We start from the raw sequence: 220 nt of genomic DNA, 5'->3' as shown, positions 1-220 counted from the left end.
GGACACCGCCGCCGACAATCCGGTGGAAGTGGCCGAGGGCCGCGAGCTCCGGCGGCTGCTCGCCCGCGCGATCAACACCCTCCCGGACCGCGAGAAGACCGTGGTCACGCTCTACTACTACGAGGGCCTCACCCTGGCCGAGATCGGCAACGTCCTCGGGGTCACCGAGAGCCGGGTCAGCCAGATCCACACGAAGTCCGTGTTGCAGCTGCGCGCGAAA

1 protein-coding gene is annotated in these 220 nt (G+C 68.6%); it reads left to right on the top strand.

Translation table 11 applies throughout. The features are described 5' to 3' along the window. A partial coding sequence (locus tag G3I42_RS27430; RefSeq protein ID WP_164290327.1) for a sigma-70 family RNA polymerase sigma factor occupies positions 1-220 on the top strand: 220 nt, incomplete at both ends.

This window comes from Streptomyces sp. SID11385 (assembly GCF_010548245.1).
GTDB lineage: Bacteria > Actinomycetota > Actinomycetes > Streptomycetales > Streptomycetaceae > Streptomyces.
The sequence above is the reverse complement of the archived record's forward strand: the minus strand, read 5'-3'. Positions and strand labels throughout refer to the sequence as shown.